Source organism: Collinsella aerofaciens, assembly GCF_039062365.1.
GTDB lineage: Bacteria > Actinomycetota > Coriobacteriia > Coriobacteriales > Coriobacteriaceae > Collinsella.
Genome location: NZ_JBCJBI010000011.1, coordinates 61,473 through 70,133, shown reverse-complemented (window position 1 = coordinate 70,133; position 8,661 = coordinate 61,473). Strand labels below are relative to the sequence as shown.

The 8,661-nt window shown below is 58.9% G+C and carries 6 protein-coding genes; 4 read left to right on the top strand and 2 right to left on the bottom strand.

Going from position 1 to position 8,661, the window contains the following annotated elements; genetic code table 11:
- Positions 1 to 347: 347 nt before the first annotated feature.
- Positions 348 to 926 carry a methylated-DNA--[protein]-cysteine S-methyltransferase gene (locus ABCN01_RS07045; RefSeq protein WP_342995864.1) on the top strand — a complete coding sequence of 193 codons (579 nt, stop codon included), beginning with the start codon at positions 348 to 350 and terminating at the stop codon, positions 924 to 926.
- 206 nt (positions 927 to 1,132) lie between these two features.
- Here the strand turns inward: ABCN01_RS07045 and ABCN01_RS07040 are convergent, their stop codons facing one another.
- Entirely contained in the window at positions 1,133 to 2,368 is a 1,236-nt protein-coding gene (locus ABCN01_RS07040; protein ID WP_342995862.1) for a chloride channel protein, read from the bottom strand.
- A 185-nt stretch (positions 2,369 to 2,553) separates the two neighbouring features.
- Complete coding sequence (locus ABCN01_RS07035; RefSeq protein ID WP_425458723.1) at positions 2,554 to 2,970, bottom strand: GyrI-like domain-containing protein; 417 nt, start codon at positions 2,968 to 2,970, stop codon at positions 2,554 to 2,556.
- A 494-nt stretch (positions 2,971 to 3,464) separates the two neighbouring features.
- Here ABCN01_RS07035 and ABCN01_RS07030 point away from each other — a divergent pair, with 494 nt between their 5' ends.
- The 3 genes from ABCN01_RS07030 (at position 3,465) to ABCN01_RS07020 (ending at position 8,493) form a co-directional block, all read left to right on the top strand.
- Entirely contained in the window at positions 3,465 to 4,166 is a 702-nt protein-coding gene (locus tag ABCN01_RS07030; protein ID WP_022094672.1) for an ABC transporter ATP-binding protein, read from the top strand.
- 5 nt (positions 4,167 to 4,171) lie between these two features.
- A complete protein-coding gene (locus ABCN01_RS07025) occupies positions 4,172 to 6,937 on the top strand; it encodes an FtsX-like permease family protein (RefSeq protein WP_342995859.1) in 2,766 nt (921 codons plus the stop codon).
- A 635-nt stretch (positions 6,938 to 7,572) separates the two neighbouring features.
- Complete coding sequence (locus ABCN01_RS07020; protein ID WP_342995858.1) at positions 7,573 to 8,493, top strand: helix-turn-helix domain-containing protein; 921 nt, start codon at positions 7,573 to 7,575, stop codon at positions 8,491 to 8,493.
- Positions 8,494 to 8,661 lie beyond the last annotated feature (168 nt).

Below are 8,661 nucleotides of genomic sequence, written 5' to 3'. Positions count from 1 at the left end.
GCGGAGTGTTCTGAAAACTAAGCCCAGCCCCCGCCTGCGGTGACGCTGCTGCGAGCGGTCTGCGATGGGGCCGTTGTTGGTTGGGGCCGCTGGGCTGATGTGGGGGTGCGTGGCTGTTGCGGGCCCTGGTCCCGGCGGCGGCCTCGGCGCTTTGCGCCTGCCGCCTTTGGGGACTGCGGGGCGCGGCCGGCAGCTGCGGCGCGTTCGCGCCTGCTGCCTGAGGTGACTTTGGGGTCGTGCGGCAGATGCGGCGCGTTGCGCCTGCTGCCTTGGGTGACTTTGGGGTCGATTGGAGTTGTCTGCACAATTCGCGGTATTATGGTGCGGAGTTTTGAAAGGAGCCGCTGGTGGTCACGACGACGTTTGCTTCGCCTTTGGGCGAAATCTTGCTTGCCGCTGATGGCCGCGGTCTGACGGGGCTTTGGTTTGAGGGGCAGGAGCATTTTGGCTCCACGCTTCTCAAAGAAGATCCCGAACATGTTGAAGGCGCCGATGCAGTTTCTGGTGCTGGCGGCATGTCGTCGGTGAGTCCTGCAAATGGTGCGGCGTCTTCGGTGCTTGAGCGTTCCTGGGCTTGGCTGAATGCTTATTTTGCAGGGCAGGAACCTCGGTTTACGCCTCCGTTGCATATGATTGGCACGGCGTTTCAACGTGAGGTTTGGTTTGAGCTGCTCTCTATCCCGCGTGGCGAGGTCGCTACGTATGGCGAGATCGCTCAGCGCGTTGCGGCTCGACATCGTGTGCCGGGAAACGAGGCACCTGTTGTGTCTCCTCGTGCGGTGGGGGCTGCGGTCGCGCGTAATCCCATTTCGATTATTGTGCCGTGCCATCGCGTGGTTGCCGCCGATGGTTCGCTCAACGGATATGCCGGCGGCCTCGACCGCAAGGAGTGGCTGCTGCGGCTTGAGGGCGCGTACGAGGAGTAACGCTCGAGCACTTTGCATAGCCAAGATGCCGTGAAAGAACGGGACACGCTTTCCGAATGGAGGCTCAGACGGAAACCACGTCCCGGAATTCTGTTTTAAAGCGGGATGCGCTTTCCGAATGGCGTCCCGAGCGGAAACCGTGTCCCGGAATACAGCCTCAGAGTGGGGCGCCGTTTCCGGTTGAGACCACCTGCTTGGACATCTTTCTACGCCCGCTCCTGCAGGGCGTAGATCGATTTGTCCATGTTGAACAGATAAGCCACAACGCAGACGATAAAGAACGCCGGCAGATTACCGAAACCGAAGACCTCGCAGCCAATGAGGATCGGTGCGAGCAGCGTGTTGGTGGCGCTGCCAAAGACGGCTGCGTAGCCCAGCGCGGCGCAGAGCTCGATGGGCATGCCGAGAATTCCAGCGAGCACGACACCCAGGCTGGCTCCGATGGAGAATAGCGGCGTCACCTCGCCACCCTGATACCCTGCGGCAAGCGTGGCAATAGTGAGTGCGAATTTGAGCGCCCAGTCCCAAGGCATGATGACGACCTTGCCGTCACCGTCGAGCGCAGCCGATATCAGGTTTGTTCCAAGGCCGCAGTATCGCCCCTGCCACAGCACGAACAGAATCGCCGATAGCGCGATGCCGATGACGGCGATGCGCGCATAGGGGTTGGGGAGTAGCCGCGCCGCAAGGGTCTTGGCGTGGGCAAGGCACCAGGCAAAGGCGCCGCCTACCATGCCAAACGCGATGCCCAACACCGCAAGCCGTCCAAGACCGGGGAGGTCGAGCGCGCATGAGGCGGCAACAGCGACCTCGAACTTCTCGAGCCCCAGGGCGCCGGAGGTCATGCTTGCGGCGAGCGCGGCCGTAAGCGCGGGAAACAGCGCGCGATATTCCATGCGTCCCGCGACCAGCACTTCGATAGCAAAGACCGTGGCGGCGAGCGGCGTTCGAAAGAGTCCGGCAAAGCCAGCGGCCATACCAATGAGCAAAAACGTGTTGCCGGGGTTTCGGAAAGGTAGACGCCGGCCGATCCAGTGCGAGACGGTTGCACCAATCTGCACGGCCACGCCCTCGCGTCCCGCGCTGCCGCCAAAGAGGTGCGTCCCCCACGTGCTCAGCATAACGAGCGGCACCAAACGCGGGGAGATGGCGTCCTCGCGTCCGTGACCTACGTCGAATACCAGGCTCATGCCCCGATCGGTGCCTTTGCCCCAGGTGCGGTAGGCAAATACGATGGCCAAGCCCATGAGGGCGAGGAAGGGAAGGAGCAGTGCGATGTGCTCGTCGCGGAAAGTGCCGATCGCCAGGAGCACGCGGCCAAAAAGGGCACAGATGGCGCCAACGATAACGCCGACGGGGATTCCGACAGCGCCCATAAACACGAGGCCGCTATAGGTGCTGACCAGGCGTTTGACTCTGCTCGAAGCGCTGCTTTCTGACATTTTGCTTTCCGACACTTACTCTCTTGATAGAAAAAGAGCTGGAGTTGCGCATCGTTGAGAGGCTTTCCAGCTTTAGCAAAACAAACTTATAAGATGCGACGGGCCGCGTCAAGATAATTACCGGGCGGCCTAGGAGGCGGCTGGTTGGCTGGCTTAAAACCTAGCGCGTGAAATGACGCCCCGCGCTATTCAGCGCGCTTGATAGGATGACGAACCACGGTCTTTAGTTTCTCCGGTGCACATTTGCGTGGATCGGAGAGATAGATTTCGTGATGTAAACGGGTGCCTGAGAAGTCGGGGACATAGCCCTGCTCGGTCGTGTATTCATGCATAGCGTTTACGGTCGCCGGTTCGTCGTCATAGGGCCCGGTGTGCATGCATTGAACGCAGAGACCCTCGTCAACTTTAAGCAGCTCGACGGCAGAAAAGTCCAGTTTCTTTTTGGCCGTGGCCTCCGCGACTGCCCAGTCAAAATCATCTCGGCTGACGAAATCGGGCAGGCGGATGCACGAGATAAAGTTGAAATCGTCCTTGCGTACATAATCGATGTCGCCGCTCGGGGGAGTCTTGCCACCAGAAACCCTCGAGCGGAGGTACCACAAAGTCGAAATAGCCCTCGATACTCCTTGAGCCTTTCTTCGACATCTTGACGGTATAGGCGATGCCGTAAAGCAGCGGCAGGGCGTTTTGATACTCGCCACCTTCAGTATTTGGGTCGCCCTTTCCGCGAACGGCAACGTAGCTCATAGGCGGGACAGTTACGATACTCGGCTTGCTCGCAGGTCTGTAGAGCTCCTTGCATTCCTTCTTAAAGTCGAACGCCATGTTGGCCGCCTTTCTGCGTATTGGCCTGCTTAGATAACGGAATCATATCATAGAAACGAACAGCTGTTCGAATGATTTGGCTGACAGATTGAGATGCGTGCGTTGTGTTTGGCGGTCGGCCTGACCCCGTCGATGATGTCTCTGCCTTCCCGGCGCCTCATCTATAGCCGCCATTTCCCCATATAAAACCTGCCAAAATAAACCTGTCCCTTTTTGGTAGGTGCGAAATGGGTAATACTAAAGAGTTATCCGACCAGATGGGAATTAATCGATGGCTTATATCGAATTCAAAGACGTCATCAAGGCATACGGCGAGGGCGACGCCCGCATCCATGCGCTCGACGGTGCGAGCTTTTCTGTTGAGCGTGGCGAGCTTGCCATTATCCTGGGCGCTTCGGGCGCCGGTAAAACCACGGCGCTCAACATTCTGGGTGGCATGGATACGGCGACTTCCGGCACCGTGACGGTGGACGGGCGCGACGTGAGCTCTGCTAACGAGGCGCAGCTCGTGGAATACCGTCGCGCCGACGTGGGCTTTGTCTTCCAGTTCTACAATCTGGTCCCCAACCTGACGGCGCTCGAAAACGTCGAGCTCGCGGCGCAGATCTGCCCCGATTCGCTCGATGCCGAGCAAACGCTTTGCCAGGTTGGCCTGGGCGAGCGCCTCGCCAACTTCCCCGCGCAGCTTTCGGGCGGCGAGCAGCAGCGCGTGTCCATTGCCCGTGCACTGGCAAAGAACCCCAAGCTACTTTTGTGCGACGAGCCCACGGGTGCACTCGACTACAAAACCGGCAAGCAGATCTTGCAATTGCTGCAGGACACCTGCCGCAAACAGGGCATTACGGTCATTATCATCACCCACAACTCCGCGCTTGCGCCCATGGCCGATCGCCTGATTCGCTTTAAGAACGGTCGCGTGGAGAGCGAGACGGTCCAGCAAAATCCCGTGCCTATCGAGACGATCGAGTGGTAGCGCCCATGGACCAGGACCGCCAAAACAGCCTACGCCGCGACGCGCAGAACACGGAGCGCGAGCAGGATTTTACGACCTACCGCACTGCCCAAAGCTCAAACGATATGGTGCCGACGGTTTTTCGCCGTGGCATCTACCGCACAATCCGAGGCAGTCTTAAGCGTTTCTTGTCAATCGTGGTCATCACCGCGCTTGGCGTGAGCGTGATGTGCGGCCTTAAGGCGGGTTGCGAGGACCTGTGCGATTCGGTTGACGCCTACTTTGACCAGCAGAATGTCTACGATATCAACGTCCAGTCGACTTATGGCCTGACCGACGATGATCTCGCCGCCATCCAAGAGGTCGATGGTGTCGAGACGGCCGAGGGCATCTACACCGAGACCGCCTACACCGCCGTGGGTACAACGCGCGAGCGCGTGGTCGTGCAGAGTCTCTCCAAGGAGAACATCGATCAGCCGGTGCTCGTGAACGGCGATTTGCCCGAGAGCGCCGATGAGGTTGCGGTGACTTCGAAGTTCCTGAAGGCTTCGGGCAAAAAGCTCGGCGATACGGTGAGTTTTGCCGCCAACGATGCGAGCTCGTCGAACCAAAGTGCCAAGGACCAGTTTGCCGATGGCGATTACACCATCACGGCCGAGGTTCTCGATCCCACCGACGTGAGCTCCGACTCGACGGTCAACGCCTTCCGTGCTGCTTCGGCGGCGGACTATAAGTTCTATGTGAGCGAGGACGCCGCGACATCTTCTTCCTACTCCGCGGTCCACGTGATCGTCGAGGGAGCCAAGAGCCTCAACTCCTATTCGGATTCCTACGCGGCAAAGATCAATGAGGTCAAGGGCAATATCGAGAAGATCCGCGAGGAGCGTGAGAAGGCGCGCGCTCAGGAACTGACGGTCGACACGCCGGCAAGCTTGGATGCGGCCGAGCGCCAGGCGAATATGCTCTTTGGGATTGAGCAGGACAACATCAATCGCATGGCGGAGGGCAGCGACGAGCGTGCGCAGGCGCAAGCCGACCTGGACCAGCGCCGTGCCGCCGCCGACCAGCAGTTTGCCGATGCCCGCGCCGAGCTTTCCGATCTGGGCGAATGCGCTTGGTACATCCAGGACCGCGGCAACATCGCAAGCTACTCGAGCGTCGATAGCGACAGTTCTTCGATCGAGGCCATCGCCACCGTGTTCCCGTTTATCTTCTTTATCGTCGCCGTGCTCATCAGCCTTACCACCGCCACGCGCATGGTCGAGGAGGAGCGCACGCTCATCGGCCTGTACAAAGCACTCGGCTATTCGCGCGGACGCATCCTGTCCAAATATGTGGACTACTCGCTGTGGGCGTGTCTGATCGGTGGCGTGCTCGGCAATATCATCGGCTTTGTGGGCCTGCCGCTGTTCTTGTTTACGGTGTTCGACGACATGTATTCGCTGCCCCAGATGCTGCTTTCGTACGACATCGTGTCCTCGATCGTTTCGGTGGCGCTGTTTGCCGTGGGCGTGGTGGGCGCCACGATTATCGCCTGCCGCCACGAGATGGCCGAGACCCCTGCCTCGCTCATGCGCCCCAAGGCTCCGCGCGCCGGCTCGCGCATTCTGCTCGAGCGCATCGGCTTTATCTGGCGCCGCATGGGCTTTTTGAACAAGGTGGCAGCGCGTAACCTGTTTCGCTACAAAAAGCGCGCCTTTATGACCATCTTCGGTATCGCCGGCTGCACGGCGCTCGTGATCTGCGGAATGGGCATCCGCGATACGTCGGTGGCGCTTTCGCCCAAACAATACGGGCATATCACGCGCTATGACTTGCTGGCGGTCGCCAATCCCGACGATTTTTCGCAGACGTGCGCGGCGTTGGATGAGCGCAGCGCGGCCAATGATTCCAACGTGACCGTGACTTCGACGCTGCCGATTATGACCGACAACGTTACCTTTACGTTTGGCGGCAAGAGCGAGACCGTGCAGCTCATCGTGATTCCCGACGACCGCACGGGTGACTTGGGCGATTACGTGCGCCTGGAGGATGAGTCCAAAGAGCCGCTGTCTTTGCGTGACGGAGACGTGTATCTGAGCAAGAGCTCACAGCTGGTTCTTGGGATTCAGCCGGGCGATACGGCACACGTCCAAGATTCGTCACTCAATGTTGCCAAGGTCAAAGTCGGTGACATTTCGCTTAACTATCTGGGCAACACGCTTTACATGACGCAGGGCACCTATGAGCGCGCGTTCGGTCGAAGCGCACGCCTCAACGGCGTCTTTGTGCTGCTTAAGGGCTCGTCGGCCGACCAGATTGCGTTTAGCAAGAATCTTAAGAGTGACGGTTGGCTTTCGATTTCGAGTACGGCCGAGCATTGGGAAAACTATGAGGCGAACTTTACGATTATCAATTCGGTCGTGGTGCTCGTGACCTTTATGGCGGCGTGCCTATCGTTTGTGGTGGTGTTTACGCTGTCCAACACGAATATCTCCGAGCGCGAACGCGAGCTGGCGACCATCAAGGTGCTGGGCTTCCGCCGTGGCGAGGTGCACCATTACGTCAACAAGGAGACGTTGATCCTCACGGCGATTGGCGCCGCGCTGGGCGTGCCACTGGGCGGCTTGCTGGCCGAGAGTTTTACGTACATTTTGCAGATGCCGTCGCTGTACTTCGACGTTGAGGTCGAGCCGCTAAGCTACGTGCTCGCCGTGGTGCTTTCCTTTGGCTTTACGTTTATCGTCAACCTCGCCACCAACCGAACTCTCAACAAGATCGACATGGTCGGCGCCCTCAAGAGCGCCGAGTAACCTGCCTGGGATTCAAGCTGTAGCGAGCTGTAATGTACCACAACCGCATTTTTGCATAAACCGCCCCGCCGATTGCATATTTCGGCGGGGCGGTTGCTTTTTGCCCGCGGGTACCCCAGGGGGCGGCGTGCAAATTCCGGAGTATTCAGCATCCCGGAGCCCGCGGGTGCGGGAGCGGGCGCACAAAACAGCGCTTAAAGTCCTGATTCTGAGCCCCCAACGCCTCAAGAGCCGCTCGTTTTTTACAGGATGCGGCCCATGGCGCCTGCCTTTCGCCCAAAATCCAGTATGCAGGTGCCCTCGGCTGCTGAATACTCCAAAAAATGCACGCCGCATCCTACCCCAGGCACCCGCAGCTACTCTGCGAGTGCGTGGCCTAATAGTAAGTTGCGGTGGAATAGTTCCCGTTTATGGCTCTGCTATGCCAAACGGGAACTATTCCACCGCAACTTATCGAGAGGGCTCTTGGTTGTTATTTGCACCGACATTTGTCATGAAATGGCAGGTCGTTAGGGGTTGCTACTGGTAGTTGCGGTAGGGTTGGGGCAGATTCTAACTAGAAATGGTGGTCGCTACCGGTTGTTCTCGGCATACTCGGCTCATTCGATTACGGTCACCACATGAAAGGAACTGCCATGGATCTTGCGATGGCGCAGCGGCTCGTTGATCGCCGCAAGGCTGCCGGGCTTTCTCAGGAGGCCCTTGCCGCCCAGCTGGGTGTAAGCCGCCAGGCTGTCAGTAAATGGGAGCGCAGCGAATCCTCGCCCGATACCGATAACCTTATTGCGCTCGCCGCGCTGTATGGCGTGTCGCTGGACGAGCTGTTGTATGGGGAAGCGGCTAGCGATGCCGACGACCTTGAGGACGGCAGTGCCGACACCGAGACGGCGGATGTGGCTGACGAGGCTGAGGCTTCTACTGAGCACGCCGATTGCGGCGACAAACCACTTGTCGATATTTCCCTCGCGCGCGGCATCCACGTCATTGATCCCAATAAAGGCGAGGAAGTCCATGTTGGCTGGAGCGGCATCCATGTGACCAACGACCGCAAGGGTGAAGAGGTGCACGTGGGGCCGGGCGGCGTGCATATTGACACGCTAGAGGACGACGGGCACAGCGTGCACACCAATGCCGATGGCACCGTGGTTATCGACGGCGAACAATTCTCCAGCTGGAAAGAGGCGCGCGACAAGCTCGACCATCATGGCAAGCATTTCCACACCAAGCTCGGTCGCGCGTGGAATAAGTTCCCCTTCCCCGTGCTTGTCGCCCTCGCCTATCTGGCGCTCGGCATTATTTGCGGCGTGTGGACTACGGGACTTTTCCTCGTCTTTTTGATTCCCGTCTACTACGCGCTTGGCGATTTCATCGACCGACGTCATCTGTCAAAGCTTGTCGACGCCGTCTACCCGGCAGCTGCCATAACTTGGTTCCTCTACATGTGGTTCTGCCTGGGACAGCCCCATCCCGCATGGGTCATCCTCATCACGATTCCCATCGTAAAAGCGCTTATGCACTGGTGCCGCAAACAATGGAAGCACCGCAAACAGGCCTAAACCGCCCTAACCCGCCAGCGCCACTCATCCGACACCGCCCGTCCCTTCCAAGTTGCGGTGATATAGGGACTGTTTTGAGGCTCCAAAGCGCCAAACAGTCCCTATATCACCGCAACTAACAAACAATTGGGTCAGTTCCGGCACGGAGATAAGCATTGAGCTGACCGC